We start from the raw sequence: 26,492 nt of genomic DNA, 5'->3' as shown, positions 1-26,492 counted from the left end.
TCCGTATGACCTCGCTGGAAGAAGCCCGGGAGCTGCTGCGGGAGTTCCCCGTCGTCGACGGGCACAACGACCTGCCGTGGGCGCTGCGTGAACAGGTCCGCTACGACCTCGACGCCCGCGACATCGCCACCTCCCAGCGCGCCCATCTGCACACCGACCTCCCCCGCCTGCGAGAGGGCGGGGTCGGCGCGCAGTACTGGTCGGTGTACGTCCGCGCGGACCTGCCCGACGCGGTCCCGGCGACGCTGGAACAGATCGACTGCGTACGGCAGTTGATCGCACGCCATCCGGCGGACCTGCGGGCCGCGCTGACGGCGGCCGACATGGAGCAGGCGCGCGCGGAGGGCCGTATCGCCTCGCTCATGGGTGCGGAGGGCGGCCACTCCATCGCCGACTCCCTCGGCACCCTGCGCGGGCTGTACGGCCTCGGCGTGCGCTACATGACCCTCACGCACAACGACAACGTGGCGTGGGCGGACTCGGCGACGGACGCGCCGGCGGTCGGCGGGCTCTCGGCGTTCGGGCGCGAGGTGGTCCGGGAGATGAATCGTCTCGGCATGCTGGTCGACCTCTCCCACGTGGCGGCGACGACCATGCGGGACGCGCTGGACGCGACGAGCGCCCCGGTGATCTTCTCGCACTCCTCGTCGCGGGCCGTGTGCGACCATCCGCGCAACATCCCGGACGACGTGCTGGAGCGGCTGCCCGCCAACGGCGGTGTCGCGATGGTGACGTTCGTGCCGAAGTTCGTGCTCCAGGCGGCCGTGGACTGGACGGCCGAGGCCGACGCGAACATGCGCGCCCACGGCTTCCACCACCTCGACACGACCGCCGAGGCGATGAAGGTCCACCGCGCCTTCGAGGAGCGCACCCCCCGTCCGATCGCCACGGCGTCCACGGTCGCCGACCACCTCGACCACATGCGCGAGGTCGCCGGCATCGACCACCTCGGCATCGGCGGCGACTACGACGGCACGGCCTTCACACCCGACGGCCTCGACGACGTCTCCGGATACCCCAACCTGATCGCCGAACTCCTGGACCGCGGCTGGTCGAAGACCGACCTGGCCAAGCTGACCTGGCAGAACGCGGTACGGGTGCTGGGCGCGGCCGAGGACGTGGCCCGCGACCTCCAGGCCACGCGCTCGCCGTCCAACGCGACGATCGAGTCGCTGGACGGCTGACCGGACGCCCGGACTTCCGGGACTCCCGGGGCTCCCGGGAGTACCCGGAAGCGGCCGCGGGACGGCTCGGGCGGGCGCGCGGGGTAGCCCGAACGCCCCGCCCACCAGGAAGCGCCCCCGGCCCCGTGGGACGGTGACCGTACTGCTGATCAGGACGGCGATCACGACGTACGGAGACCTCCATGGCAGAGCTCCAGGACGAACTGCACACCACCCCCGAGGTCGGCGAGCTCGACGAGCTGTCGGATCCCTTCGACGCGTACGCGCTCGTCTCCGACCCGGACGCCGCCCCTCTGGAGCGCGCCCACGCCATCCTGGCCGCGCACCCCGTCGCCGACGGCTACAGCGGGCTGCCGTGGGCGCTGCGGCACCTGCCCTGGTACGACCTGGAGGACGGCGAGAGCGCCGTCGACACGGACATGCCCCGGCTGCGCGAGGGGCACGTCGGCGCGCTGCTGTGGTCGCTGCACCTGCCGGAGGGGCTGGTCGCCGACCGGGCGGTGGGGGCGACCCTGGAGCAGCTGGACCTGGTGCGGTCGGTGATCGGCGGGCATCCCGAGGGGCTGCGGCTGGCCCGCAGCGCGGGGCAGGTCATCGACGCCCGCAACTGCGGCCGGGTCGCCGTCCTGCTGGGGCCCGCCGCGGCCGCCGCGATCGACGACTCGGTGAGCATCCTGCGCGTCCTGCACTCGCTCGGTCTGCGCGTGCTCACCCTGTCCGGCACGTCCTGGGCGAGCGAGGCGGGGCTGACCCGGTTCGGCGAGGAGGTCGTGCGCGAGATGAACCGGCTCGGCGTGCTCGCCGACGTCTCCGGCGCCTCCGAGGCCACCGTCCGCCGCACCCTCGCCCTGTCCAAGGCACCCGTGCTGTGCACCCGCTCCGCCGCCCGCGCCCTGCGCCCCCACCCGGCCAACCTCCCCGACGACCAGCTCGCCGCCCTGGGCGCCGCCAAGGGCGTGTGCATGGTGCCCCTGACCGCCGAGCAGACCGGCCCGACGGTCCGTGACGTCGCCGACCACCTCGACCACGTCCGCGAGGTCGCCGGGCCGCAGAGCGTCGGCCTGTCGGGCACCTACGACTCCGGCGCGGCGCACCCCCAGGACCTCGCCGACGCCTCCTGCTACCCGCGCCTCATCGCCGAACTGCTCCGCCGCGGCTGGTCCGAGCCGGACGTCGCCCTCCTCGCCTGGGGCAACGTCCAGCGCGCCCTGCGCACCGCCGACTTCACCGCGAAGGCCGCCCAGCAGCGCAGGGAGCCGTCCACGGCGAGGATCGCCGAACTGGACGGCTGAACCGGCCCCGCGTCCGTCTCAGTCCAGCCCCTCCTGGTGCTCGATCCGGCACAGGCAGAACGGGTGCCCGGCCGGGTCGGCGTACACCTGGAAGTCCTTCTTCTCCCGGTCCTCCAGGTCCAGCGGTCGCGCGCCCAGCGCCAGCACCTTCTCGTGGGCCGCGTCGATCTCCTCCCAGGTGGCCCCGGCGTCGAAGTCCAGGTGGAACTGCTGGGCGTTGCGGTCGGCGCGCGGCCACTCGGGCGGGGCGAGGCCCTCGGCCCGCTGGAAGGCGAGCCGCGGCCCTCCGGGGACCTGGAGGACGACCCAGTCGTCGTCCTCCGCCTGGGGCGTGCCGCCGCCGACCCGGGCGTAGAAGTCGGCGAGCGCGTGCGGGTCGGGGCAGTCGATCACGACGTTGCGGACATGTGCCACGGGCGGCATGGGGCCTCCAGGTCTCAGCGGCGCCAGTTTCAGCGGCGCACGGTTCTCAGCAGGCGCAGAGGCAGAACGGGTGCCCTGCCGGGTCCGCGTACACACGGAACGAGCGCGAGCGGTCCGCCGCGTCCAGCGCCTTCGCGCCAAGCGCCAGCACGCCCTTCTCGGCCGTGTCCAGGTCGTCGACGGTGAGGTCCAGGTGGAACTGCTGCGAGCGGTCGGCCGCGGGCCACGCCGGCGGTACGAAACCGGGGGCGGCCTGGAAGGCCAGCGACCCGCCTCCGGGCACCTTCAGGTCGACCCAGTCCCCCTCTCCCTCGACGGTGCCGCCGAGCACCTCGGCGTAGAAACCGGCCAGCGCGCGCGGGTCGGGACAGTCCAGGACGACCTGGCCCAGCTTGGCGAGTGCCATGACTCACTCCTCACTCGAAGGCGATCGTTACCCGTAGGAGCGGGTAACCAGTAACCGTTACCGCATGCTCGCGCATGGCCGGTAACGTCGCAAGGGGAAATGCGGGAGGTGGCGTGCAGCCATGAGTGGAAGATCGCCCGCGCCGGGCGGCCTGGCTCTGATCGAGTCCCTGGTGAACACGCTCGACGTCGAGACGGGCACGGACACCCTCGACACGGCCGACGCGCGCGAGCGCTTCGGCCTCGCCGAGGACGACCTGCCGTACGCCCGCGAGCTCCGCGAGTCGCTGCGCGCGACCCTGCTCGCCCACGCGGGGCACCCCCCGCACCACGCGGTCACCCCGCTCGGCGACCTGCTCGCGGCGGCCCCGCTGCTCGTGACGGTCGACGCGCGGGACGGCACGGCCCGACTGGTGCCGCGGCGGGCAACGGCGCCCGGCGACGAGGGCCCGCTGCTCTCCCGCGTCGCCGCGGCCGTCGCCGAGGCGCTCGTCGCGGGGACCTGGACCCGGCTGAAGGCCTGCGAGGCGGTCACCTGCCACTGGGCGTACTACGACCGCAGTCCGGCCGGGCGCAGCCGCTGGTGCTCGATGCAGGTGTGCGGGGCCCGCGCGAAGATGCGCCGGTACCGCGCCAAGGAGGGGTGATCCACAGGGAGTTCACCGGCCACGCGGCCGTCCCGTGAGGCAGAATGCAGACTGACGTCGGTTCGGCCGGCTGAGCCCCGGCCGAACCGACGTCGTGCGTACGGTTACGCGGTCGGGCGGCCCATCGCCCGGTACGTCCAGCCCGCCTTGCGCCACAGCTGCGGGTCGAGGGCGTTGCGCCCGTCGAGGATCACCCGGGCCGCCGCGACCTCGCCGAGCGCGGCCGGGTCCAGCTCACGGAACTCGCGCCACTCGGTCAGGTGCAGGACGACGTCGGCGCCCCGGACCGCTTCCAGCGCGGAGTCGGCGTAGCCCAGGGTGGGGAAGACCCGGCGGGCGTTCTCCATGCCCTTGGGGTCGTAGACGGTCACCTGGCCGCCCTGGAGGTGGATCTGCCCGGCGACGTTCAGCGCGGGGGAGTCGCGCACGTCGTCGGAGTCGGGCTTGAAGGTGGCGCCGAGCACCGCGACCCGCTTGCCCAGGAAGGGGCCGCCGCCCAGCACCTGCCGGGCCAGCTCCACCATCTGGCCGCGCTGGCGCATGTTGATGGAGTCGATCTCGCGCAGGAAGGTCAGCGCCTGGTCGGCACCGAGCTCACCGGCGCGCGCCATGAAGGCACGGATGTCCTTCGGCAGGCAGCCGCCGCCGAAGCCGATCCCGGCCCGCAGGAACTTCTTGCCGATCCGGTCGTCGTACCCGATGGCCTCGGCGAGCTTGGCGACGTCGCCGCCGGCGGCCTCGCAGACCTCCGCCATCGCGTTGATGAAGGAGATCTTGGTGGCGAGGAAGGAGTTCGCGGAGGTCTTCACCAGCTCGGCGGTCGGGAAGTCCGTCACCACGAACGGCGACCCCTCCTCGACCGGGGTGGCGTACACCTCGCGCAGCAGCTTCTCGGCGCGCTCGCTGCGCACGCCGACCACGATCCGGTCGGGGTGCAGGGTGTCGTCGACGGCGAAGCCCTCGCGCAGGAACTCCGGGTTCCAGGCCAGCTCGGCGTCGTCGCCGGCCGGGGCGTTCTCGGCCAGGTAGGCGGCCAGACGGTCGGCGGAGCCGACGGGCACGGTCGACTTGCCGACGACGAGGGCGGGGCCGTGCAGATGCGGAGCGAGCGAGGCGATCGCGGACTCGACGTACGACATGTCGCAGGCGTACTCGCCGTGCTTCTGCGGGGTGTTCACGCAGACGAAGTGGACGTCGCCGAACGCGCCGAGCTCCGCCCAGTCCTGGGTGAAGCGCAGCCGCCCGGTCGTACCCTGGAATCCGGCGACATGCCGGCGCAGCAACTCCTCCAGGCCGGGCTCGTACATCGGGGCCTCGCCCCGCTCCAGTTTCTCGATCTTCTCGCGGACGACGTCCAGGGCGAGCACCTCGAAGCCGAGTTCGGCCATGGCCGCGGCGTGCGTGGCGCCGAGATAACCGGTGCCGATCACGGTGATCTTGAGGGCCATGGGTGCTCCTGGTCTGGATGTCGTCGGTGCGGGAGCGAGCATAGTCGGGGCGTGCCGAGCGCTTTCACCGGGCAGATTTCCAGCTGTCGCCAAGGTCACGTCTCAGTCGTGTGGGCGGAGCTCTAAAATTTGAGTTACTTAACGGTAATTAGCGTGATCACCCCAGCATCACCCCAGCGTTTATGGAGCGTGAGAGACCTTGGCCGGATCGGCTGACTTCGACCTGTACCGCCCGTCCGAGGAGCACGACATGCTCCGGGACGCGATCCGTTCACTGGCCGAGGCGAAGATCGCGCCGTACGCCGCAGCGGTGGACGAGGAGGCGCGCTTCCCGCAGGAAGCACTGGACGCGCTCGTGGCCAACGACCTGCACGCCGTACACGTACCCGAGGAGTACGGCGGCGCGGGCGCGGACGCGCTGGCGACGGTGATCGTGATCGAGGAGGTGGCGCGCGCCTGTGTCTCCTCCTCCCTGATCCCCGCGGTGAACAAGCTGGGCTCGCTGCCGGTGATCCTGTCCGGCTCGGAGGACCTGAAGAAGAGGTACCTGACCCCGCTGGCCAAGGGCGACGCGATGTTCTCGTACGCGCTCTCCGAGCCCGACGCGGGCTCCGACGCGGCCGGCATGAAGACGAAGGCGGTCCGCGACGGCGGCCACTACGTCCTCAATGGCGTGAAGCGCTGGATCACCAACGCGGGCGTCTCCGACTACTACACGGTGATGGCCGTGACCGACCCGGAGAAGCGCTCCAAGGGCATCTCCGCGTTCGTCGTCGAGAAGGCGGACCCGGGTGTCTCCTTCGGCGCCCCGGAGAAGAAGCTCGGCATCAAGGGCTCCCCGACCCGCGAGGTCTACCTCGACAACGTGCGCATCCCGGCCGACCGCATGATCGGCGAGGAGGGCACCGGCTTCGCCACGGCGATGAAGACCCTCGACCACACCCGCATCACCATCGCCGCCCAGGCCCTCGGTGTCGCCCAGGGCGCCCTCGACTACGCCAAGGGCTACGTCCGCGAGCGCAAGCAGTTCGGCAAGCCGATCGCCGACTTCCAGGGCATCCAGTTCATGCTCGCCGACATGGCCATGAAGATCGAGGCCGCCCGCCAGCTGACGTACGCGGCGGCCGCGAAGTCCGAGCGTGGCGACTCCGACCTCACCTTCCAGGGCGCGGCGGCGAAGTGCTTCGCCTCCGACGTGGCGATGGAGGTCACCACGGACGCGGTGCAGTTGCTGGGCGGCTACGGCTACACCCGCGACTACCCGGTCGAGCGCATGATGCGGGACGCCAAGATCACCCAGATCTATGAAGGCACGAATCAGGTTCAGCGGATAGTGATGGCGCGCAACCTGCCGTAGCCGCAGGCGAGTTGCCGCCAGAGGGGCGTCCGGATCTCCGGGCGCCCCTTTCTCATACGTCCCCTTGCACCAGCGCGTGCAGATGCTGGTCGTGCCACCCGTCCGCGTGCAGCAGCGCACCCCGCATCGTGCCCTCGAAGGCGTACCCGGCCTTGGCGGCCACCCGGCAGGACGCCTCGTTCGCCACGGAGTGGCACAGCCGCAGCCGATGCAGGCCGAGGTCGTCCAGGGCCCACCGGCTGAGGTGCCGGGTCGCCTCGACCACGACCCCGTGGCCGCGGGCCGGGGGCAGCACCCAGTAGACGACCTCGGCGCTGCCGCCCGCGAGGTCGACGTCGTTGAGCCCGATGAGCCCCACGACCGCGCCGCCGTCCGGCCGAGCGACGGCCCAGACGGCACCGGTCTCGGCCCGCCACCGCTCGTGCATGCGCGCGATGCGCCGACGCGCGTCCTCCGGCGTCTCCACGACCAGGAGGTTCCACTGGCTGATCGCCGGATCCCGGCCGGCGGCGACCAGGGCGTCGGCGTCGGCCGGCTCCCAGGCACGCAGTTCCAGGCCGGAGCGCGGCAGGCGCAGCACCGGTTGGGCGCTGTCCGCCATCCGGCCCGCGGGGACGACGGCCGGTACGGGTGTACGGGGGATCATCGCGGCATCCTGCCACAACCCCGGTAACTCCCGTACAGGTAAAGGGAGTCATGGCCGGCCACCGTCGTCGCTACGTTGATGCGCAGTCCGATCACCGATGCCCGAAGGAGACCGACCCCGATGTCCGACCTGCGTACAGACGTGTCCCACTCCGCTCGTATCTGGAACTACTGGCTGGGCGGGACGGACCACTTTCCCGTCGACAAGGAGGTCGGGGACCAGATCCTCTCGTTCGTACCGGCGTTGCCCCGCTCGGCCCTCGCCGACCGCCGCTTCCTGGCCCGCGCGGTGCGGTATCTGGCGGGGGAGGCGGGGATACGCCAGTTCCTGGACATCGGGTCGGGCCTGCCGACCGCCGACAACACCCATGAGGTGGCTCAACGCGTCGCGCCCGAGGCGCGGATCGTGTACGTCGACAACGACCCCCTCGTGCTCACCCACGCCCACGCGCTGCTGACCAGCACGCCCGAGGGCGCCACCGCCTATGTGCAGGCCGACGCGCACGACCCGGAGGCGATCCTGCGGGAGGCGGCCCGCACCCTCGACCTCGACCGGCCGGTGGCCGTCACCCTGCTGGGCGTCCTCAACTTCGTGATGGTCACCGAGGAGGCCGTCGCCATCGTGCGCCGGCTGATGGACGCCCTTCCCGCGGGCAGTCACCTCGTCGTCTCGCACCCCACCACCGAGGTCGACGGGGAGGCGATGACGGGCGCGGTGGAGTACTGGAACAGCCAGGGCTCGGCGCCGATGACCCTGCGCGACCGCAGCGACCTCCTCCGCTTCTTCGAGGGCCTGGAACTCCTCGACCCGGGCGTCGTCACCTGCTCGCGCTGGCGCCCCGACACGGCGGAGGCCGACATCGTCGACGTCACGCACTTCGCCGGTGTGGGCCGCAAGCCGTAACTCCACCGGCCCCTTCGGACACGAAGCGGATTACCGACGTCCGCCGGATGGCGCGGCGCCGCCGGGAGGCGTATGCCGGAAGGGCACCCGGGCCCACGAGAGCCCGAGGCACACTCACCCGCAGGAGGAGCCATGACCAAGTCCGGAATGCAGCCCGGTACGCAGTCCGCCGGCATGACCGCCATGAGCAGGGAGATGCAGGCCTGCGTCGAGGCGTGCATGTCCTGCCACACCGTCTGCGAGGAGACCATGAGCTCCTGCCTGCAGGCGGGCGGCCCGGACCGTATGCCCATCATGCGCGCGCTGATGGACTGCTCCGAGATGACCCGCATGTGCGCGGACATGATGATGCGCCGCTCGCCGATGTCGGCCGAGATGTGCGCGATGTGCGCCAAGGCCTGTGACATGTGCGCCGAGGCGTGTATGTCCATGCCGGACGACCCCATGATGATGCGCTGCGCCGAGGCCTGTCGCCGCTGCGCCGAGACGTGCCGCACGATGGCGGGCGCCGCGATGTGACGCCCCCCTGAACGCGGTCGAGGGGCACCCCGGGAAGGGGTGCCCCTCGAACGGTGTACGCGCGCTCAGTTGCCGGAGACCGTCACCTTGTCGCCGTTGTTCAGCTCGTTCACCAGCGTCTTCACCTTCGCCTTGTCCCAGACGAGGTTGCCCCCGGAGGAGCCCGAGACCGGCATGTTCATCGAGGTGCCGTCACCTCCGCTGACACCCTTCATCGCCCAGAACATCGACGCCAGGTCCCACAGGCCCATGTCCTTGTCGACGATCAGGGAGTCCAGGCCCGCACCCATGGTCGGGTAGAGCTTGAAGGGGTTCAGGACGGTCGAGGGGGTCGCCACCTGGTGGGCGAGGGCGGCCAGGAACTTCTGCTGGTTCTTCGTGCGCTGGAGGTCGGACGCGGCGAAGGCGTGCCGGGTGCGGACGAAGGCGAGCGCCTGCTCGCCGTTCAGGGTCTGCTTGCCCGCCTTGAAGTCGGCGCCCGAGTACTTGTCCTTGAAGCCCTTGTCGATGGTGATGTCGACGCCACCGACCGCGTCCACGATGTTCGCGAAGCCGTTGAAGCCGATCTCGACGTAGTGGTCGATGTGCAGACCGGTGTTGTACTCGATCGCGCGGACCAGCAGCGTCGGGCCGTCCTCGGCGTACGCGGCGTTCAGCTTGGTGTGCCGGCCCGTGCCCTTGAAGGTCTTGCCGGACTCCGAGCCCACGTACGACGGGATCTCCACGTCGGAGTCGCGCGGGAGCGAGATCAGCGTGTCGCCGCTGTCGCCGACGTGCAGGATCATCATCGAGTCCGTCCGCTTGCCGTCGGCGGAGCCGGTGTGCAGATCCTTCTTCTGCTCGGCGGTCATGCCCTCGCGGCTGTCGGAGCCGACGATGAGGTAGTTGGTGCCGTCGCCCGCCTCGGGCCGGTCGATGACCTTGGACAGGTCGACCTCGCGCTTGAGTTTGGAGTCGGCCCAGAAGTACGTGCCGATGGTGGTCACCACCAGCACGGTCACGACGGTGATCGCCGTCCACTTGATCCGGCGTCGCCAGTTCGGCGCGGGTCTGCCGGACTCCCGCATGCGCGAACCGGGCACACCGGTCCCGCCGCCACCTCCGTAGACCTGCCCCGTGTTGTAGCCGCTGTCGTAGTCCTCGGCGCCGTCGACGTACGACGGCTGCTGCGGGACTCCGCCGGCGTACGGCGGAGACGCGGGGGCGGGGCCGCCCCCGTAGGCACCCGGGGCGGGCCGGCGGACCTGCCGCATGACGCGAGCGCTCTCAGGCTGTGCGCTGGCGCTGCCGCCTCCGTACCGGGAGCCGCGGTTGTCGTCGGACCATCCCTCGGGCCAATCGTTCATGCGCCCCAGTGTGCAGGGCAGGGGCATGTGCCTTACAAGGTTCGTCGGAAAATAAGGGCCGGGCTGTTGCCAACCTGACACAAATTCCGCAGATGTCACCCCGGCATAAGGTGGAGGCCATGACAGAACAGGTCCGCGTCGCGGAATCGGAAACTCCGGATATCCCGGGCAAGCCGACCGCGGCCTCCCGGACGACCCTCAGCTACATCATGACCCACAACGACACGAACCTGCTGGGGACCGTGCACGGTGGCGTGATCATGAAGCTCGTCGACGACGCGGCGGGCGCGGTGGCCGGACGCCACTCCGGCGGGCCCGCCGTCACCGCGTCCATGGACGAGATGGTCTTCCTGGAGCCGGTACGCGTCGGCGACCTCGTCCATGTGAAGGCCCAGGTCAACTGGACCGGCCGGACCTCCATGGAGGTCGGCGTACGCGTCCTGGCCGAGCGCTGGAACGAGTCCGCCCCGGCCACCCAGGTCGGCTCGGCCTACCTGGTCTTCGCCGCCGTCGACGCCGACGGCAAGCCGCGCCGGGTGCCGCACGTCATCCCCGAGACGGAACGCGACAAACGGCGCTACCAGGAGGCCCAGATCCGCCGCACCCACCGCCTGGCCCGCCGCCGCGCCATCAAGGAACTGCGCGAGAAGCGGGCGGCGCAGGGCTACGAGGACTGACCCCACGCCGCGCCCCGACCGAGGACCGGCACGGGTTCGCCGCGTTGCCGGCCACTGCCTGGCCATGGCTGACACGGTCGGCTCTTGGCCGGCCTCGCCGCGCACCCGACGGCCTGCTGAGCGCGCCCTCCCCCCAGGCGCCGGAGGCCTACGCGCAGCCCACCTCGTCGCCCCGCACCACAGCCGACTCCGCCCGGTCCGGATTCTGGGCGCGTACCTTGCGTACCTGGCGGAAGTCCGGCCCGGCGATCACCTTCAGCGTCGGGCCGAGACCTGGCACCGCCCGGAGTTCGCTGCCGGGCAGCGCGGCCGCGAGGGACCGGGCGGAGCGGTCCCAGCGCGGGTCGTGCGTGACGACCGTCCGCCGTACCGTGTGGTCCGCCGTCACCGGCCGGCCCGTCGTACGGAATCCGGCCGCCACCAGCGCCGCGTCGACCCGTCGGCCGAGTCCGTTCGTGGTGGTGCCGTTCTCCACCTGGACGCGGATCCGCTGCGGGGCCACCTCCACGCGCGGGAGCGGGCTGCGCGGCCGGGGCCCGGCGGACAGTGGCCTGTCGTCGCGGAGGGCTTTGAAGAGGCGCTCGGAGCGGGCGGGGTCCCACTTCAGGGTCGAGCCGATGCCTTTCACGGCGTAGCCCATGTCCCGGATCGGCACGGTCGTGAACTCGGACGACGACGGTGAGAAGTTGCGCATCGCCCGCCCCAGGTCCAGCAGTTCGTTCGTGCCGAACCCCCGGTCCGCCCGCACCGACCCCAGCACCGCCCGCGCCACGTCCCGGAACCGCAGCGGGTTCAGCAGGACGCCGGAGGAGCTCGCGCGGTCCACCAGGGCCGCCAGGAAACGCTGCTGGCGCTTCATCCGGCTGAGGTCGGCGGTGGCGTCGACGTGCCGGGAGCGCACGTACTGCAGCGCCGTGCCACCCGAGAGGGTGTGCCGGCCGGCCGGGAGGTCGAGCCCGGTGTAGGTGTCCTTCAGCGGCTCGGCGGTGCAGATCCGCACCCCGCCGAGCACGTCCACCGTCTTCATGAAGCTGGTGAAGTCGACCTCCAGATAGTGGTCGATCTTCACGCGGGTCATGTGCTCGACGGTCCGCACGGTCAGCTGCGGCCCGCCCTCGGCGTACGCCGCGTTGATCTTCAGTGGGTGCCCGGCGTGCCGCACGCCGGTGGTCCCGTCGACGTGCGCGGGCGTCTCCACGTACGAGTCGCGCGGCAGGCTCACCACGCTCGCCCGCTCCCGGTCCGCCGAGATGTGCACGATCATGATCGTGTCGGTGCAGTGGCACGGTTCGCCGCCCAGCCGGTATCTGCGCCGCTCCGCCTGCGAGATCTTCTCGCGGCCGTCGGTGCCGACCAGCAGGACGTTCATGCCGTGACCCGCGCGGGGCCGGTTCTTCATGTCCTTGAAGGGATCCACCCGGTCGATGTCCGAGTCGAGGCTGGTGACCAGCGAGTGCCCGATCCCGGCTGCCGCGAGGACCACCACGGACAGCGTGGTCGCCGCCCGCACGGCCCAGCGCGGCCGCCTGCGCCGTGCGGGCGGCCGCGGCGGGCGGCGGGACGGGTGCGGGGGGCGCTGCGGCCGGGCGGGGGACCGGGGCGGCATGGGCAAGGGGACACCTCCGGGCGTCAGCCGTACGTGGGGGATCCGTGAGCACAGTAGGCCCATACGATCTGTCGCCCGGAGCAGCGCACCCAGCGGGGCGCGGGGCTGTCCCCCGTTCGCGGTAACGTGAGCCCCCTATGAACGCCAACCCCGACGTGCAGCTCCCCGCCGTGTCCGTGATCATGCCCGTCCTCAACGAGGAGCGGCATCTGCGCGGAGCCGTCCAAGCGATCCTCGCGCAGGAGTACGCCGGCGAGATGGAGGTCGTCATCGCCCTCGGTCCGTCCACGGACCGCACGGACGAGATCGCCGCCCAGCTCGTGGCCGAAGACGCGCGGGTGCACACCGTGCCGAACCCCACCGGCCGTACGCCGGCCGCGCTGAACGCCGCGATCAAGGCATCCCGCCATCCGATCGTCGTCCGCGTCGACGGGCACGGCATGCTCTCGCCGAACTACATCGCCACCGCCGTACGGCTCCTGGAGGAGACCGGCGCGCAGAACGTCGGCGGCATCATGCACGCCGAGGGCGAGAACGACTGGGAGCACGCCGTCGCGGCCGCGATGACCTCCAAGATCGGGGTCGGCAACGCCGCCTTCCACACGGGCGGCCAGGCGGCCCCGGCCGAGACGGTCTACCTCGGCGTGTTCCGGCGCGAGGCGCTGGAGCAGCAGGGCGGCTACAACGAGGAGTTCATCCGCGCCCAGGACTGGGAGCTCAACTTCCGCATACGGGAGGCCGGCGGGCTGATCTGGTTCTCGCCGGAGCTGAGGGTGTCGTACCGGCCGCGGCCCAGCGTGAAGGCGCTCGCCAAGCAGTACAAGGACTACGGGCGTTGGCGGCACGTCGTCGCCCGCTACCACGAGGGCTCCATCAACCTGCGCTACCTCGCCCCGCCGACCGCCGTGTGCGCGATCGCGGCCGGTGTCCTGGTGGGCGGACTGCTCACCCCGTGGGGCTTCGTCGTCCCCGGCGGCTACCTCGCGGCGATCGTCGCCGGGTCGCTGCCCGCCGGCAAGGGACTGCCGCTGAAGGCGCGGCTCCAGATCCCCGTGGCCCTCGCCACCATGCACATGTCCTGGGGCTGGGGCTTCCTCACCAGCCCGCGCGCACTGGCCAGGAAGGTCATCGCCTCCCGCCGCCCGGCGGTCCTCACCTAGGGCCTGCCGTTCAGATCACGCCGCAGACGCGGGGCCTGATCCAAACGGCAGGCCCCAGCGGTGAGCACCTCCGGACGCCGACGGAACGCGGGCCCGGTCTACCAGGTGTAGGCCGGGTCGACCTTCATGCACGCGCCCTTGTCGGACGCGTTGAGGGCGTTCGCCGAATCGGGCGTCTTGTCGTCCTCCTCGGGCGCCTTGTACGTCGTACCCGATCGCCAGTCCGCGCCGACGACGAGGGTGACACCGGAGACGTCCGTGGACTTCTTCACCGCGCTCGCGGGGATGCCGAGGACCTCGGCGACCCGCTCCGCGTCGCCCTGCAGATCGGCGCTCGGGTAGCGGATCACCGTGGTCTTCTCGGACGTCGCCGTCGACACGTCCGCCACGGCCTGCGAGAAGCCCTTGTCGACCAGCAGGTCCTTCACGGCCGTCGCGCGTCCGCGGGCGGCGCCCAACGTGGCGTCGGCGGTGCCGTTGTGGACCTGGACCGCGATCTCACCGTCCGCGGCGGCCCGGTCCTGGGTGGCCGGTGTCGCGGTGGGCTTCTTCTCGTCCTTCTTCTTGTCCTTGCCGTCGAGGGCGATGTCCTCGCGCACCAGCCGGAACAGCTTGTCGGCGTCCTCGGTGGGCTCCACCCGCTCGCCGACGTACCGGTTCGGCATCGTCGTCATGGTGATGCGCTCGGTCGGCACCTTCTTCAGCTCGTTGGCAAGGTCGTACATCTTCTTGAGGGTGCCCAGACCCTCGTCGACCGTGATCGCCTTCGTGGCCGCCTCGGCCAGCTTGCGCAGCTTGTTCGGGTTGCTGAGCGTGGCGTTCTCACGCAGCTCGCGGACCATCGAGTTCATGTACTGGTGTTGCGCCTTGGCGCGCGCGAGGTCGGTGTCGTCCTCGAAGCCGTAGCGGGTGCGCAGCCACTGCAGGGCCTGCTTGCCCTTGACGTAGGTGGTGCCCTCCTTGAGCCTGAGGCCCGAGCCCTTGCCGTCGCGGGTGTGTGAGTAGACGTTGGCCTTCACACAGACCGGGACGCCGCCGATCGCGTCCGCCATCGACACCACACCCGAGAAGTCGATCATCATGAAGTGGTCGATGTGGATGTCGGTGAGCTTCTCCCAGGTCGCCACCGTGCAGCCCGGGCCGCCGCGACTCAGCGACCTGTTGGTGATCTTCCGGGTGAGCTCCTCGTACTCCTTGCCGGTGTCCGGGTCGGTGCACTTGGGGATGTTCACCAGGGTGTCGCGCGGCATGCTGACGACCGACATGTTGGAGCGGTCCGCCGACACGTGCAGCAGCATCTGGACGTCCGCGAGCGGCGGGCCGTCGAAGGTGTCCTTGGCGCCGCCGAGCTTCTGGTTCTCCTTGGTGTTCCGCGCGTCCGAACCGATGAGGAGGATGTTCAGCGGCGTCTGACCGGCCGCGTTGGCCTGGGTCTGGGCCGCCCGGTCCTTCTCGTCGCCGATGTTCAGGGCGTCTTTCCTGATGTTGTTGTTGAGGTGCTGGTAGTAGAGGTAACCGGCGCCCGCGGTGCCCAGTATCACCACCGCCAGCACCGACGCCGACCAGCGCAGCGCACGGCGTTTGCGCGGCCCCGGGTCGGTGCCGTGTCCGCCGCCGTGGCGCCGGCCCCCACCGCCGCCGTGCCGGCCACGTCTGCCCGGCGCCTCTTTGCCCCGCGATCCGGAGGACGTCTCGTCCCCGGACGCGGGCGCCTCCCCCCGCACGCTGCTGCCCGCCAACTCCAGCCCCTCCCCACCCTGCGCATGACACGGGTCCGCCCCGCGCCCCGTTAGACGCGCGACGGACCCGTTTGGTTAGGTCGCCTGATGTCTCGGTCAGGTGACTTGACCCGCTTTTTGGATCACTTGGTGTACTTGTCAGATCACTTGGCGCACTGGACCTTGTCCGCCGTCGACTTATCCACGTCCGGAGCCTTCGTCGGGGCGGTGAGCGAGACGCCCGCGCCCTTGAAGTCCTTGCCCAGGGTCAGCGTCATCGTCGGCAGCCCCTGGGAGTTGGTCACGCTCTTGCCCGGCTTCATGGCGGTGCCGGAGAGCCCCATCAGTTCGGCGAGCTTGCGTGCCTGGTCGGCCTGTTCGGGTCCGTACTCGAGCGTGGTCTTGCTCAGTGCCGCCGGCGCGTTGCCGCCGTTCTCGGACTTCTCCACGCCCGCGGTGTTCTGCAGCCAGCTGAGAGTCTCCTGCGCGCTGCCGGGCGGGGCCCCGCCGTTGAGCACGCGTACACGCACCTCGGAGGCCTCGGACTTGGCGCCCTGCAGTCGGGCGGCCGCGGCCTGGGCCGCCGCGTCCTTCTTCTCCTTCTCCTGCTGCTTCACCGCGGTGAAGGAGACGTCGTCCTGGATCGCCTGGAAGACCTGGGGCGCCTGCGACTGGTTCAGGACGACGGTCGCCTTGACCTTCTCCGCCGGGTTGTCGACCACCGGCACGGTGACGAAGGTGAGGTTCTTGGTGTCGAGCTTGCCCAGCTCCAGACCGAGGTCCTTTAGCTTGCCGATGCTGTCCAGCTTGGAGTCGACGGTGAGCGCCTTGGTGCCCGCCTCGGCCAGCTTGATCATCTTGGTCGGGCTGGTGAGCGTGTCGTTGGACTTCAGCTTGCGCATCAGCGCGCTGAGGAACTGCTGCTGGAGCGCGATCCGGCTCAGGTCGCCGCCGAAGCCGACGGCGTGCCGCGTGCGGACGAAGGCGAGTGCCGTCTCGCCCTGGATGTGCCGCGTGCCCTTCTTCAGGTCCAGGTGGGAGTCCGGGTCCTTGATGTCCTTGGCCAGACACACGTCCACGCCGCCGACCGCGGAGGTCAGCGTCTTGACCGCGTTGAAGTCGGCGACCATGAAGTTGTCCGGGGTGATCCCGGTCAGCTCCGTGACCGTGCGCATCGTGCAGCTGGGCGTGCGCTCGTCCTGGCCGAGGCTGGTGTTGAAGCGGACGTTCTGCGTGCCCTTGATGACCCTGGTGGAGCCGTCCTCCTGCGTGGTCGGACAGTCCGGGACGTTCACGATGAGGTCGCGCGGGATGCTGAGCACGGTGCCGTTCGTACGGTCCTTGGAGACGTGCAGCAGCAGCGTGGTGTCGGCGTGGCCGACGCTGCCGGCGTCGCCGTAGCCCTCGTTGCCGGCGCCGGTGCGCTTGTCGGTGCCGATCAACAGGATGTTGATGGCCTTGTCCTTCGAGAAGCCACCAGTGCTCGCGCCGTCGTCGGGCGAGGACGCGATGTTGTTGTTCAGGTGCTCGATGTAGAGGTACGCCGCTCCGGCTGCGGCGAGCACGATGAACGCCAGCGTGCCGCCGGTCCAGGCCAAGGCCTTCTTCGCCTTCGACTTCTTCGGCGGCTGCCGTCGCCCGCGCCGCCCGGGAAGCGGGTCCTCGGGCGCGGGCGCGCCCCGCCGCCGACGCGGCCCCGGCACGTTCCGGCCGGGCGCAGCCGTGCGGCTGCGCACCGTGCCGTTGGCACCGGCACCGGCACCGGCACCGGCACCGGCACCGGCTCCTGCTCCGCGCGAGGCGGATCTACGGGGTCCCGGCACCGTCGACTGCGGTGCGGAAGCGCTCAGTCGCAGTTCGTATTCACCGGTGTTCGGATTGAGCACCCACTGGTCTGCGGGGTCGATGTTGTCCGCCCGCCCACGGCCTTGCGCGTCCACGGTTGTCCGAATCCTCCGTCGGGGCCACGCGGCGCCTTTCCCCCTCAAGGCGCTCGGGTCTCGTACAAACAGTGCGCGACCCCCAGGACTACCTCTGGGCCGGGTGCACCGGACCGCTCACACTATCCGCCCAGTTCAGCCTCAAGCGACGACGGTGACAAATTCCACGTCCCTACAAGCGGGCAATTCACCCATTTCTTTGAACTCGAGTTCGCCGACTTGGCAAGTGCTTTACTCGCAGGTGTCCTCGGCCGCCGTGTTTCCGCGGAACGTGGGGGCGGGGGAAGCGGACTCGGCAGGGTCCCGCGAGCGGTTTTCGCGCGCCTTTTCGGCGCCCGAACCGCCTCTCGGGGCCACTTCCACGGGTCCGTCCCGGCGTACCCGCTCGAACAGCCTTTCCGCCTCGGGCTCCACAAGTTGGTCGCGATTGGCGTTGTAGACGTACGCCTCCCTCGGAACGGTCAGAAAGCGCACATGTTCGGTGGGGATGTCTCGCACCCCGCGAACGAGTTGGTACAAACCACGCAGACTGGCCAGGCCTGGGTCGGTGGTGAGGGAAGAAGTGGCCGCGTCCAGCACGGGATACAGCTTCGCCGGATTCAGCAGGACGCCATTGCTCCGCACCTTGTTGACGAGCGCGCCGAGGAAACGCTGCTGCCGGTCCATGCGGTCGGTGTCGCTCCCGTCGCCCAGCGACTTACGGGCCCGGACGTATCCGAGCGCCTGCTCGCCGTTGAGCGTCACTCGCCCTGCGGGCAGACGCAGCTCGGCGGCCTTGTCGTTGACTGGCTCCTTCAGACACACCTGGACCCCGTCCACGGCGTCCACCATCTCCTTGAACCCGTGGAAGTCGACGACGACGTGATGGTCGATCCGGATGTCGGTCAGCTTCTCGACGGTACGGATGGTGCAGGCCGAGCCGCCCGCCTGGAAGGCGTGGTTGAACATCGTGAACATGGGCGGGGTGCGGGTGCCGTCGGGCCGCCGGCAGCTCGGCACGTTCACCATCAGGTCCCGTGGCACCGAGATCGCGGTGGCGCTGTCCCGCTTCGCCGCGAGGTGCAAGAGGATCGTCGTGTCCGACCGCTCGGTCCCGGTGTCCCGCCCGTACTTGCGGTTCTCGTCCCCCGCGCGCGAGTCCGACCCGATCAGCAGGATGTTCTGCGCGCCCCGCACGAGCGAGGTCGGCCGCTCCTTCTCGTACCGCCTCAGCTCGGCCGCGGCCGCTTCGTCGGCGGTGATGTTGCCGTCCAGCTTGAGATAAAGCCCCCACCCCACGCCCACGACCACCACCACGACCCCGCCGACCCCACCCGCCCCCCACCGCACCCAACGCCGCCGCCTCCGCCGTGCCAGCCCCACCCCCAACGCGGAACACCCAGGCCCGGGCCCCACCACACCGCCCACGCCATCACCCCTCACCTACGGGCCGTCCTGCTCACCTGCACTTACGAGGGTGACGCGGGAGAGGCACCGGTGGGGGGTGGGGGTGCGCCGAATGGGGGAGGCACGGGGGCGCGGGTGACGGCGCCGGTGCTGGTGCCGGTGCCGGTGGCAGTTGGTCCGGCGCGGGGTCGTCGCGTGGACGCTGGGCCGTTCGACCTGCCACCCGACCGTGCCGTCCCGCCTGTGGGCAGCGCCGCGCTTCATCGCACACCGCCCCTCCCGCCTGCGGGCGGTGCGGGGCCCGACTACGCCGCCCCGCACGCGGCCCGCGCGCTGCCCAACCGGGGCGTGCAGCCTGGCAGGCATGCGTGGCCTTCAGCGGCGCGCCGTCCTTTCCGCGGCTGGTCGGCGCTGGGGCGAGGCGGAGGCCGGTCGGCCTGGCGCTGGGGCGTCCTTCCCGCGGGAGGGTGTGGCGCTCAACTGTGCCGTCCCGCCGTGGCACGTGTGGTGCCCAAACCGTGCCGCCCCGCCTGCGGGCGTGTGCCGTGCCCAACCGTGCCGGTCCTCCCGCGGGCACGCGACACCGCATCGTCGGGCGGCGAGACGGCGCCGGCACCCCCGTACCCCTGGCGCCCCGAAGGGCTACCGCGCTGTGGCCGTAACCCTCTCGCTCTCGATGCGCTTGGCCACGGCCTCCTCGTCCAGCATCTCCAGGTGCCGGCACAGCACCACGGATCCGCCGGTCGCCAACGGCGCGTACAAGCCCGCGGCCAGTCCCTCCCACGTGTCGTACGGCAGGGCCGACAGGATGCGGGCTCCCGGACCGGTCAGGCCGATCCCCGGCGCCTCCGCGGACGCGCGCTCCACGATCTCCGCCCCGCTGAACTCCCGCCCAGCCACGATCAGCGCGGGGGCCTCCGGATCCACCGGCGCGTACGGCGCGAACCGGTCACCGTGGCTCGGCACGTCGACGGCGTAGTCGGCGTACCCCTCCGGAGGAGCCGGCACGAACCGGCGCCCCAAGGGCGCCAGGGACAACGCGTACCGCTCACCCCCGCACGCCAGCCCCGCCTCGAACTCCCCGGGCCCGGCGACGACGAAGTCGGCCCGTCCGGCATCCCCGCCCACATCCGCGACGACCCCGACCGACGAACACGCCAGCAACCACACCGCCGTCTGCCAGTGCGCGGGCAGCAACAGCGCGACCCGGTCGCCGGGTTCCGCGGACAGCTCGTCCTGAAGGAGGTTCGCGGTCTTGGCCACCCAATTGGCGAAGGTGGCCACGGACAATTCGACCCGTTCGCCCGTGGCGTCGTCGTAGAAGGTCACCAAGGGCCGCGCGGGATCCGCGGCGAGCGCGGAACGCAGCAGGTCGGCAGGGGTGCGATCAGTGGCGTTCACCCGCGCAAGCGTACGCGCCGACACGCCTTCCCACCCACCGCCGGGCCCACCACCACCCCACCGCTCCACCACCGGTTCGGACGAACGGCCCCCGACAGCCCGTCAGCTCCCCAATGGACAGAAATAATTAGATATGTCCAGGATCGGGAGCATGCATGGACTGCTTGCTTCTTCGATCGGTGTCACCTGTGCGGCCGCCCTCGCCCTACCGCTGTCCCCGCCCGCCGCCGCGACCCCCGCGGCGCCGGCCGCGGACACGGCAACCGCCCCCGGCGCGCCCGCCGCCCCCGACACCCGCGACCGGACTCCCGAGCTCCCCGAGCTCCCCGGCAGCACCCAGTCGCTGCCCCTGGCCCCCCTCACCCGCGCTCCGGGCCCCGCCACCGAACAGGGCCTGACCCGCCGTGACGTACGGCACTTCTCCCTCGTCGGCGTCATCTGGGACGACCCGGCCACCGAACTCCACGGCAGCGTCCAGGTCCGCACCCGAGCCGCCGGCACCGGCACCTGGTCCGACTGGCAGGACGTGGAGACGCACAACGCCGACCACGGCGCCGACCCCGACACCGCGGAACGCACCTCGGGCCGCGTACGCGGAGCCACCGCACCGCTGTGGGTGGGCGATTCCGACGGCGTGGAGGTACGCGTCCGCGCGGACAGCGACACCGCCCCCGCGCCCCGCCCGCCTGCCGACACCCGCGAACTCCGCACGTCCACCGGCCCCGCCTCCCCCCTCCCCTCGGGCCTGCGCCTCGAACTCGTCGACCCGGGCGCCGACGACACCGGCGAGCGAGTCGGCGGGGCCCCACCGCTCCACGCCCCGGTGCACGTCCCGCGCACCGGCCCCCTGCGCAACCCGTACGACCCGACCGCGCTGACCGCCGAGGCGTCCGCGGCCTCCGCCACCAACACCGACCTGCTGCGCGTACCGCTCGGCGCCACCGACATCCCGGCGCTGACCCGGGCGGAGACCGAGCAGGAGCTGTCCACCCTGGAAGGCGGCGAGCTGACGGAGCAGCAGCGCGCGAAGCCGTACATCGGCCCGCGCCCGCACATCGTCACCCGGCGCGGCTGGGGCGCCGACGAGTCGCTGCGCGAGCGGACGTTCGTCTACACGAGCAAGGTGAAGGCCGCCTTCGTGCACCACACGGCGTCCGGCAACAAGTACAAGTGTTCGCAGTCGCCCTCGCTCATCCGTGGCATCTACCGCTACCACGTCAAGAGCATGGGCTGGCGCGACATCGGCTACAACTTCCTCGTCGACAAGTGCGGAACCATCTACGAGGGCCGCGCCGGCGGCGTGGCGAAGCCGGTCATGGGCGCCCACACCCTCGGTTTCAACACCAACAGCATGGGGATCGCCGTTCTCGGAACGTTCGGATCCTCCAAACCGTCCTCCTCAGCGGTCAAGGGCATCGCCCGGCTGACGGCGTGGAAGCTGGGCCTGTTCGGTGCCAATCCGAACGGAAAGACATACCTGAAGTCCGGCGGTGGCAATCTCTACGCAAAAGGTAGGAACGTACGACTGCATGTGATCTCCGGACACCGGGACGGTTTTGCCACGGAATGCCCAGGAAGGCAGCTCTACGGCAAGCTCGGCTCGGCCCGTTCGACGGCGGCGCGCTACCAGGGGCGCTGACGCGGGGTCATGGGCAGCGGGGGACGACCGGCAGCGGGGGAACCGACAACGCACGGCCATCGAAGGCGCCACACAACGGTCTGCATACACTGGCCGGTCGAAAGACAGTTCGGCCGGTCCCGGCAGGAAGCAGAGACGAAGGTGACAGAAGCGATCCTCCTGGTCGGCGGCAAGGGCACCCGGCTGCGCCCACTCACGGTGCACACGCCCAAACCGATGGTCAGGGCGGCGGGGGTGCCGTTCCTCACGCACCAGTTGGCGCGGGCGAGAGCGGCGGGCGTCGAACACATCGTGCTTGCGACGAGCTATCTGGCGGAGGTCTTCGAACCGTACTTCGGCGACGGCGCGTCGCTCGGTCTCCACATCGAGTACGTCACGGAGGAGGAGCCGCTGGGCACGGGCGGCGCGATCCGCAACGTCGCCTCCCGTCTGCACTCGGGCCCCGACGACCCGGTCCTCATCTTCAACGGCGACATCCTGACGGGGCTGGACATCCGCAGACTCGTCGACACCCACGAGACGACGGGCGCGGACGTCTCCCTGCATCTGACCAAGGTGACGGACCCGCGCGCCTACGGCCTCGTCCCCACCGACGACACCGGCCGCGTCCTCGCCTTCCTGGAGAAGCCCCAGACGCCCGAGGAGATCGTCACCGACCAGATCAACGCGGGCGCCTACGTCTTCCGCCGCTCGGTCATCGACACGATCCCGCTCGGCCGCCCGGTCTCGGTGGAACGGGAGACGTTCCCCGACCTCCTGGCAGCCGGAGCGCACCTCCAGGGCATGGTCGACTCGACGTACTGGCTCGACCTCGGCACCCCGGCGGCCTTCGTGCGCGGCTCCGCCGACCTCGTCCTCGGCCGCGCCCCGTCCCCGGCGGTCCCCGGCCGCTGCGGCGACCGCCTGGTCCTGCCCACGGCGACCGTCGCACCCGACGCCAAGCTCACGGGCGGCACCGTCGTCGGCGAGGGCGCGTTCGTCGCCGAGGGCGCACGCGTCTTCGGCTCGACGATCCTCCCCGGCGCCGTCATCGAACCCGGCGCCGTCATCACCGACTCCCTCATCGGCACCCGCGCCCGCGTGGGCGAACGCTCCGTCCTCACCGGCACCGTCATCGGCGACGGCGCCGTCATCGGCGCCGACAACGAGCTCCGGGACGGCGCCCGAATCTGGTGCGACGCCCAGATCCCGGCGGGCGCGGTCCGCTTCTCCCCGGACGAGTAACCGCCCACGACGAACGCCGGACGGGCACATGTTCACGGCCCGCCATCTCGGTGCCGGTCACGGCAACCCAGCCCGTCCGGCGTTTGAGTACGAGGCCCGTTCAGGGCCGAAGGGGGGCCGGGGGCGCAGCCCCCAGGGACGCGCACACCCCCCCGCACAGCGCGCCTCACCACTGCCCGATATCAACCCGCCGCATCTTCGGCGCCCGCCTCGCCGGCGTGACCCCGCTCAACAACAGCAACCGGGCCGCCCGATGCCGCTGCCCCGCATACGGCTCCAGCAACGACAGCATCACCGCGTCATCCGCATCCCGGTCCCCGGCCAACGCCCAGCCCACGATCCCGGGCAGATGCAGATCCCCTGTGGTCACCTCGTCCGCCGCCCCATGACTGCGCTGCACCGTCTCCGCCGACGTCCACGGCCCGATCCCCGAGACCAGCTCCAGCCTCGCCCGAGCCGCCGCCGGCTCCATCCCGGCCGCCTCCTCCAGCCGTCCGGCCACCCGGACCGCCCGCAGAATCGTCGAGGCCCGCTTGTTGTCGACCCCGGCGCGATGCCACTCCCACGACGGAATCAGCGCCCATGTCCGAGGCGTCGGCATGACGGACATCCGCTCGGGCGCGGGCCCGGGCGCCGGCTCCCCGTACTTGCGTACGAGCAACCGCCACGCCCGGTACGCCTCGTCGGTCGTGACCTTCTGCTCGAGAATCGACGGGATCAACGACTCCAGCACCCGTCTGCTCCGCGTCAACCGCAGCCCAGGTCGTCGATGCCGCGCGAGCGCGACGATCCGGTGCCGGGGCACGAACACGGACGGATCGTCGGCGGCCCCGAGCAGCTCGGGCAACGTCTCCAGCAGCCACTCCGCACCGGGCCCCCACGCCTCCCCCCGTACCTCACCGCCCAGCGCGACGACCCGCAGCGTCCCCGGACCGGCCGGGGTGAGACAGGTCCGCCACACGGACCCGTCGGGCGTCGCCCGGAAGGTAGGATCCCCGGGCCCACGCCGCAGCGGCCCGAGCACCAGCCCCAGATCCAGCGGCCCGTCCGGCGCCCACGTCCGCACCAGCCCGCGCGCCCGCTCCGGCGCGCCGGCCTGCCGCGGCACCCCCGGGGGCACGGCGACCTGCCCGCCGCGCACGTTCGTACCGGTGGGCCGGGGAGCGAAGCGTCCTGCCACGAGTGAGTCCCAGGGTGTCGAAGGTGCCGTACGAGACTGAGACTAGGCGGTTCCCGTCAGCCGTACGCCGAGGAAGCGACCGTACGTCCTCACCGCACCTCGATGAACACCCCCGCATCCCGCTCCGCCCGAGCCCTCGGCTCCTCCGCCGGATGGCCCACGGCCACCGCGCCCATCGGATCCCAGTCCTCCGGCAGCTCCAGCACCTCCCGCACGACGTCCCGGCAGAACATCGTCGACGACACCCACGCCGACCCCAGCCGCTCCCCGGCCAGCGCCACCAGGAGGTTCTGCACGCCGGCACCCGTCGCGACCACGAACATCTCCCGCTCGGCCGCGTCCCGCCGCGCGTCCCCGTAGGTGTGCGACCCGTCCATGACGAGACACGGCACCACCAGGTAGGGCGCGTTCCGCAGGACGTCCCCGCGCCGCACCCGCTTGGCGATGGACTCCTCGGTCTTGCCGTCCCGACGCAGGTCCGCGACCCACGCGTCCCGCATCGCGTCCAGCAGCCGCGTCCGCGCCCCGGCCGACTCCAGCAGCACGAACCGCCACGGCGTCGTGTGGTGCGGCGCCGGCGCGGTGACGGCCGCGGCGACCGCCCGACGTACGGCCCCGGGGTCGACTGGCTCGTCCGTGAACGCCCGGATCGTACGGCGCTGGGTGACCGCCTGCCGTACCGCCTCCGACGTCCCGAGGCGGAACATGTCGTCGCGGGCGCCGCGCACCATGGCCCGCGCGCCCTCGCCGTCACCCTCGGCCGTCACGTGCGGCAGTCCGCGCACGACGGCGACGGGCAGCCCGGCGGCCTTCCCCTTCACCAGGTCACCGGCGGCGGCCAGCTCGTCCGCCGTCGCCACGACCGTCGCGCTGAGCGGGTTGCCGTACGCGTCCGTGCCCCCGCGCAGATCGTCGAGGACCCGCACACCGGCCGCGCCGATCGCGACATCGGTGAGCCCCGCGCGCCAGGGGCGCCCGAAGGTGTCGGTGACGACGACGCCGACCTCGACGCCGAGGGCGTCCCGCAGCCCGGCCCGGATCGCCCGCGCGGACGCGTCCGGATCCTCGGGCAGCAACAGCACCGTGCCGGAAGGGGTGTTGGAGGCATCCACACCGGCGGCGGCCATGACGAGGCCCTGCCGGTTCTCCACGATCCGCAGTGGGCCGCGCCGCGCCACGACCCGCACGGTCTCGGCGTCGATCGCGGCCTCCCGGTCGGCCGCCTGGACCACGCGACCCTCCGCCTTGGAGACGATCTTCGAGGTGACGAGCAGCACGTCCCCGTCGACCAGCCCGGGCGCGGCGGCGGCGATCAGCTTGGCGAGGTCGTCGCCGGGCGCGACCTCGGGCAGGCCCGGTACGGCCCAGACCCGGTAGCCGTCGGCGGATGCGTCGCTCATACGCCCCGTACCTCCTCGGCCAGCGCCAGCGCCTCGCGGGCCATCCGCGCGGTCGCGTCGATGTCGGTCATCATCAGCGGTACGGCCCGGCAACGGATGCCGGCCGCCTCTATCTGCTCGACCGCGCCCGCGTCCACCGTGTCGACGAGCCAGCCGTCGAGCAGCCCCGAGCCGTAGTGCTCGGCGACCGCCGCGGCCGTGGACTCCACGCCGACCGCCGCGAGCACCTTGTCGGCCATGCCGCGCACGGGCGCGTCCCCGACGATGGGGGAGAGGCCCACCACCGGCACCCCGGCGTCGGCGATGGCCTCCCGGATGCCGGGCACCGCGAGGATGGTGCCGATGGAGACGACCGGGTTGGACGGCGGGAAGAGCACGACGTCCGCCTCGGCGATGGCCTCCAGGACGCCGGGCGCGGGCTTGGCCTGCTCGGCGCCGACCGGCACGACGGCCCCGGCCGGCACGGAGGCCCGCAGCCGCACCCAGTACTCCTGGAAGTGGACGGCCTTGCGCTCCCCGTCGACCTCCACCGCGACATGGGTCTCCACCCGGTCGTCGGTCATCGGGATCAGCCGCACCCCCGGCTTCCACCGGTCGCACAGCGCCTCGGTCACCGCGCTCAGCGGGTACCCGGCGCCGATCATCTGCGTCCGCACGATGTGCGTGGCGAAGTCCCGGTCGCCGAGTCCGAACCACTCGGGCCCGACGCCGTACGCGGCGAGCTCCTCCTTCAGATGGAAGGTCTCGTCGGCCCGCCCCCAGCCCTGCTCCTCGTTGATGCCGCCGCCGAGCGTGTACATCACCGTGTCGAGGTCCGGGCAGACCTTCAGCCCGAAGAGGTGAATGTCGTCCCCGGTGTTGCCGATGACCGTGATGTCCGCGTCCGGCACGGCCTGCTTCAGACCGCGCAGGAAACGGGCACCGCCGATGCCGCCTGCCAGAACCACAATGCGCATTGAAACAGTGTGTCAGCCGCCAGGCTGACTCGTTG

At 71.4% G+C, this 26,492-nt stretch carries 23 protein-coding genes; 10 read left to right on the top strand and 13 right to left on the bottom strand.

The genetic code is table 11. From position 1 onward, the window contains the following. The first annotated feature begins 5 nt into the window (after positions 1–5). Both ACGFNV_RS11815 and ACGFNV_RS11810 read left to right on the top strand, forming a co-directional pair. Positions 6–1,184 carry a dipeptidase gene (locus ACGFNV_RS11815; protein WP_393622484.1) on the top strand — a complete coding sequence of 393 codons (1,179 nt, stop codon included), beginning with the start codon at positions 6–8 and terminating at the stop codon, positions 1,182–1,184. Positions 1,185–1,366: 182 nt separating this feature from the next. After that, on the top strand, positions 1,367–2,476 hold the full coding sequence (locus ACGFNV_RS11810) for a dipeptidase (protein ID WP_393621570.1): 1,110 nt from the start codon (positions 1,367–1,369) through the stop codon (positions 2,474–2,476). 18 nt (positions 2,477–2,494) lie between these two features. Here ACGFNV_RS11810 and ACGFNV_RS11805 read toward each other — a convergent pair whose 3' ends face one another. Together ACGFNV_RS11805 and ACGFNV_RS11800 are read right to left on the bottom strand one after the other, a co-directional pair. Continuing rightward, positions 2,495–2,899, bottom strand: coding sequence for a VOC family protein (locus tag ACGFNV_RS11805; protein ID WP_393621569.1), 405 nt, complete (start codon positions 2,897–2,899; stop codon positions 2,495–2,497). A gap of 46 nt (positions 2,900–2,945) precedes the next feature. Beyond that, positions 2,946–3,305: a VOC family protein gene (locus ACGFNV_RS11800; RefSeq protein WP_393621568.1), complete on the bottom strand. Its 360-nt coding sequence runs from the start codon at positions 3,303–3,305 to the stop codon at positions 2,946–2,948. A 121-nt stretch (positions 3,306–3,426) separates the two neighbouring features. On the opposite strand from ACGFNV_RS11800, the gene ACGFNV_RS11795 reads away from it, so the two are divergent. Continuing rightward, positions 3,427–3,951, top strand: a complete 525-nt coding sequence (locus ACGFNV_RS11795) for a CGNR zinc finger domain-containing protein (protein WP_393621566.1) — start codon at positions 3,427–3,429, stop codon at positions 3,949–3,951. Between the two features lie 104 nt (positions 3,952–4,055). Here the strand turns inward: ACGFNV_RS11795 and ACGFNV_RS11790 are convergent, their stop codons facing one another. Then, on the bottom strand, positions 4,056–5,399 hold the full coding sequence (locus ACGFNV_RS11790; RefSeq protein WP_393621564.1) for a UDP-glucose dehydrogenase family protein: 1,344 nt from the start codon (positions 5,397–5,399) through the stop codon (positions 4,056–4,058). A gap of 199 nt (positions 5,400–5,598) precedes the next feature. On the opposite strand from ACGFNV_RS11790, the gene ACGFNV_RS11785 reads away from it, so the two are divergent. Beyond that, complete coding sequence (locus tag ACGFNV_RS11785; protein WP_393621562.1) at positions 5,599–6,756, top strand: acyl-CoA dehydrogenase; 1,158 nt, start codon at positions 5,599–5,601, stop codon at positions 6,754–6,756. Between the two features lie 52 nt (positions 6,757–6,808). Here ACGFNV_RS11785 and ACGFNV_RS11780 read toward each other — a convergent pair whose 3' ends face one another. Next, positions 6,809–7,402, bottom strand: coding sequence for a GNAT family N-acetyltransferase (locus ACGFNV_RS11780; protein WP_393621561.1), 594 nt, complete (start codon positions 7,400–7,402; stop codon positions 6,809–6,811). 120 nt (positions 7,403–7,522) lie between these two features. Here ACGFNV_RS11780 and ACGFNV_RS11775 point away from each other — a divergent pair, with 120 nt between their 5' ends. Together ACGFNV_RS11775 and ACGFNV_RS11770 are read left to right on the top strand one after the other, a co-directional pair. Beyond that, entirely contained in the window at positions 7,523–8,305 is a 783-nt protein-coding gene (locus ACGFNV_RS11775) for an SAM-dependent methyltransferase (protein WP_393621559.1), read from the top strand. A 147-nt stretch (positions 8,306–8,452) separates the two neighbouring features. Further along, entirely contained in the window at positions 8,453–8,824 is a 372-nt protein-coding gene (locus ACGFNV_RS11770; RefSeq protein ID WP_393622482.1) for a four-helix bundle copper-binding protein, read from the top strand. A gap of 65 nt (positions 8,825–8,889) precedes the next feature. On the opposite strand, the gene ACGFNV_RS11765 is transcribed toward ACGFNV_RS11770, so the two are convergent. Then, the gene (locus tag ACGFNV_RS11765; RefSeq protein ID WP_393621557.1) at positions 8,890–10,170 is read right to left on the bottom strand and encodes an LCP family protein; all 1,281 of its coding nucleotides are present in this window, start codon (positions 10,168–10,170) and stop codon (positions 8,890–8,892) included. A gap of 92 nt (positions 10,171–10,262) precedes the next feature. Here ACGFNV_RS11765 and ACGFNV_RS11760 point away from each other — a divergent pair, with 92 nt between their 5' ends. Beyond that, positions 10,263–10,847: an acyl-CoA thioesterase gene (locus ACGFNV_RS11760; RefSeq protein ID WP_393621555.1), complete on the top strand. Its 585-nt coding sequence runs from the start codon at positions 10,263–10,265 to the stop codon at positions 10,845–10,847. A gap of 148 nt (positions 10,848–10,995) precedes the next feature. On the opposite strand, the gene ACGFNV_RS11755 is transcribed toward ACGFNV_RS11760, so the two are convergent. Continuing rightward, entirely contained in the window at positions 10,996–12,453 is a 1,458-nt protein-coding gene (locus ACGFNV_RS11755; protein WP_393621553.1) for an LCP family protein, read from the bottom strand. Positions 12,454–12,590: 137 nt separating this feature from the next. On the opposite strand from ACGFNV_RS11755, the gene ACGFNV_RS11750 reads away from it, so the two are divergent. After that, entirely contained in the window at positions 12,591–13,613 is a 1,023-nt protein-coding gene (locus ACGFNV_RS11750; RefSeq protein ID WP_393621551.1) for a glycosyltransferase family 2 protein, read from the top strand. A 98-nt stretch (positions 13,614–13,711) separates the two neighbouring features. Here ACGFNV_RS11750 and ACGFNV_RS11745 read toward each other — a convergent pair whose 3' ends face one another. The 4 genes from ACGFNV_RS11745 to ACGFNV_RS11730 form a co-directional block, all read right to left on the bottom strand. After that, positions 13,712–15,352, bottom strand: a complete 1,641-nt coding sequence (locus tag ACGFNV_RS11745) for an LCP family protein (protein WP_393621549.1) — start codon at positions 15,350–15,352, stop codon at positions 13,712–13,714. A gap of 143 nt (positions 15,353–15,495) precedes the next feature. Continuing rightward, on the bottom strand, positions 15,496–17,271 hold the full coding sequence (locus tag ACGFNV_RS11740; protein ID WP_393621548.1) for an LCP family protein: 1,776 nt from the start codon (positions 17,269–17,271) through the stop codon (positions 15,496–15,498). A gap of 231 nt (positions 17,272–17,502) precedes the next feature. Continuing rightward, a complete protein-coding gene (locus ACGFNV_RS11735) occupies positions 17,503–18,669 on the bottom strand; it encodes an LCP family protein (RefSeq protein ID WP_393622480.1) in 1,167 nt (388 codons plus the stop codon). A 630-nt stretch (positions 18,670–19,299) separates the two neighbouring features. Beyond that, a complete protein-coding gene (locus ACGFNV_RS11730) occupies positions 19,300–20,058 on the bottom strand; it encodes a TIGR03089 family protein (RefSeq protein WP_393621545.1) in 759 nt (252 codons plus the stop codon). Between the two features lie 151 nt (positions 20,059–20,209). Here ACGFNV_RS11730 and ACGFNV_RS11725 point away from each other — a divergent pair, with 151 nt between their 5' ends. Continuing rightward, positions 20,210–21,697 (top strand): peptidoglycan recognition protein, encoded by a 1,488-nt coding sequence (locus tag ACGFNV_RS11725; RefSeq protein WP_393621544.1) that lies wholly within the window; start codon positions 20,210–20,212, stop codon positions 21,695–21,697. A gap of 141 nt (positions 21,698–21,838) precedes the next feature. Beyond that, entirely contained in the window at positions 21,839–22,921 is a 1,083-nt protein-coding gene (locus tag ACGFNV_RS11720; RefSeq protein WP_393621542.1) for a sugar phosphate nucleotidyltransferase, read from the top strand. A gap of 166 nt (positions 22,922–23,087) precedes the next feature. Here ACGFNV_RS11720 and ACGFNV_RS11715 read toward each other — a convergent pair whose 3' ends face one another. The 3 genes from ACGFNV_RS11715 to cofD all read right to left on the bottom strand — a co-directional run bounded on the left by ACGFNV_RS11715 (position 23,088) and on the right by cofD (position 26,457). After that, a complete protein-coding gene (locus tag ACGFNV_RS11715) occupies positions 23,088–24,101 on the bottom strand; it encodes a DNA-3-methyladenine glycosylase family protein (protein ID WP_393621540.1) in 1,014 nt (337 codons plus the stop codon). Positions 24,102–24,190: 89 nt separating this feature from the next. Next, on the bottom strand, positions 24,191–25,501 hold the full coding sequence (locus tag ACGFNV_RS11710; RefSeq protein WP_393621538.1) for a coenzyme F420-0:L-glutamate ligase: 1,311 nt from the start codon (positions 25,499–25,501) through the stop codon (positions 24,191–24,193). Further along, positions 25,498–26,457 (bottom strand): 2-phospho-L-lactate transferase, encoded by a 960-nt coding sequence (gene cofD / locus ACGFNV_RS11705; protein WP_393621537.1) that lies wholly within the window; start codon positions 26,455–26,457, stop codon positions 25,498–25,500. Before cofD ends, ACGFNV_RS11710 begins: the two co-directional genes overlap by 4 nt. Positions 26,458–26,492: the final 35 nt, after the last annotated feature.

This window comes from Streptomyces sp. NPDC048751 (assembly GCF_043198595.1).
GTDB lineage: Bacteria > Actinomycetota > Actinomycetes > Streptomycetales > Streptomycetaceae > Streptomyces.
Note: the sequence above shows the minus strand (reverse complement) of the source record. Positions and strands in the feature narration are given on the sequence as shown.